1 rRNA gene is annotated in these 1,338 nt (G+C 56.8%); it reads left to right on the top strand.

The window, feature by feature from the left end:
* Window positions 1-1,317, top strand: a 23S ribosomal RNA gene (locus tag FNH04_RS46035); the annotation flags it as partial.
* Window positions 1,318-1,338: the final 21 nt, after the last annotated feature.

The following is a 1,338-nucleotide window of genomic DNA, read 5'->3' as shown; positions in this document are numbered from 1 at the left end:
ATGGCGGCCCGTACCCTAAACCGACTCAGGTGGTCTGGTAGAGAATACCGAGGCGTTCGGGTGAACTATGGTTAAGGAACTCGGCAAAATGCCCCCGTAACTTCGGGAGAAGGGGGGCCACGTCCGGTGAGAGCACGTGCTGCTTGAGCTGGGGGTGGCCGCAGAGACCAGCGAGAAGCGACTGTTTACTAAAAACACAGGTCCGTGCGAAGCCGTAAGGCGATGTATACGGACTGACGCCTGCCCGGTGCTGGAACGTTAAGGGGACCGGTTAGCTCCATTTCGGTGGGGCGAAGCTGAGAACTTAAGCGCCAGTAAACGGCGGTGGTAACTATAACCATCCTAAGGTAGCGAAATTCCTTGTCGGGTAAGTTCCGACCTGCACGAATGGCGTAACGACTTCTCGACTGTCTCAACCATAGGCCCGGTGAAATTGCACTACGAGTAAAGATGCTCGTTTCGCGCAGCAGGACGGAAAGACCCCGGGACCTTTACTACAGTTTGATATTGGTGTTCGGTTCGGCTTGTGTAGGATAGCTGGGAGACTGTGAACTCTGGACGCCAGTTCAGGGGGAGTCGTCGTTGAAATACCAGTCTGGTCGTGCTGGATGTCTAACCTGGGTCCGTGATCCGGATCAGGGACAGTGTCTGATGGGTAGTTTAACTGGGGCGGTTGCCTCCTAAAGGGTAACGGAGGCGCCCAAAGGTTCCCTCAGCCTGGTTGGCAATCAGGTGTTGAGTGTAAGTGCACAAGGGAGCTTGACTGTGAGACCGACGGGTCGAGCAGGGACGAAAGTCGGGACTAGTGATCCGGCGGTGGCTTGTGGAAGCGCCGTCGCTCAACGGATAAAAGGTACCCCGGGGATAACAGGCTGATCTTCCCCAAGAGTCCATATCGACGGGATGGTTTGGCACCTCGATGTCGGCTCGTCGCATCCTGGGGCTGGAGTCGGTCCCAAGGGTTGGGCTGTTCGCCCATTAAAGCGGTACGCGAGCTGGGTTTAGAACGTCGTGAGACAGTTCGGTCCCTATCCGCTGTGCGCGTAGGAGTCTTGAGAAGGGCTGTCCCTAGTACGAGAGGACCGGGACGGACGAACCTCTGGTGTGCCAGTTGTTCTGCCAAGGGCATGGCTGGTTGGCTACGTTCGGGAGGGATAACCGCTGAAAGCATCTAAGCGGGAAGCCTGCTTCGAGATGAGGACTCCCACCCACTTGATGGGGTAAGGCTCCCAGTAGACGACTGGGTTGATAGGCCGGATATGGAAGCACGGTAACGTGTGGAGTTGACCGGTACTAATAGGCCGAGGGCTTGTCCTCAGTTGCTCGCGTCCACTGTGT

Origin of the sequence: Streptomyces phyllanthi (assembly GCF_009377205.1) — a bacterium.
Taxonomy (GTDB): domain Bacteria; phylum Actinomycetota; class Actinomycetes; order Streptomycetales; family Streptomycetaceae; genus Streptomyces; species Streptomyces phyllanthi.
This window is presented reverse-complemented; position numbering and strand designations above follow the sequence as displayed.